This is a genomic window from Escherichia sp. AM3, from assembly GCF_032029835.1.
GTDB lineage: Bacteria > Pseudomonadota > Gammaproteobacteria > Enterobacterales > Enterobacteriaceae > Escherichia > Escherichia coli.
Genome location: NZ_JAVUPQ010001114.1, coordinates 1 through 256, shown reverse-complemented (window position 1 = coordinate 256; position 256 = coordinate 1). Strand labels below are relative to the sequence as shown.

Here is a 256-nt window from a genome sequence, read left to right as displayed (position 1 = left end):
GGCTGAGGAAAAACATATTTCGGTCACGGTGATGTTATTCGATTTAGACCGGTTCAAAGAGGTGAATGATACCTACGGTCATGATGCTGGCGATTTACTGTTACGTGAGGTATCCACGCGCCTTAACGCTTTGAGCCGCTTTTCAGAGACATTTTATCGTTTGGGCGGCGACGAATTTGCGTTTCTCTCCAGTGGCTTAACCGAAGCCGCAGCCGTTTCACGCGCGCGAGAAATCAGTGATAGCATCAGCAAGCCC

Annotated in this window: 1 protein-coding gene; it reads left to right on the top strand. The window is 49.6% G+C overall.

Annotated elements, in window-relative coordinates:
* Nucleotides 1-256 (top strand): GGDEF domain-containing protein (locus RTW80_RS29945; RefSeq protein WP_312721793.1); only part of this gene is annotated, 256 nt, incomplete at both ends.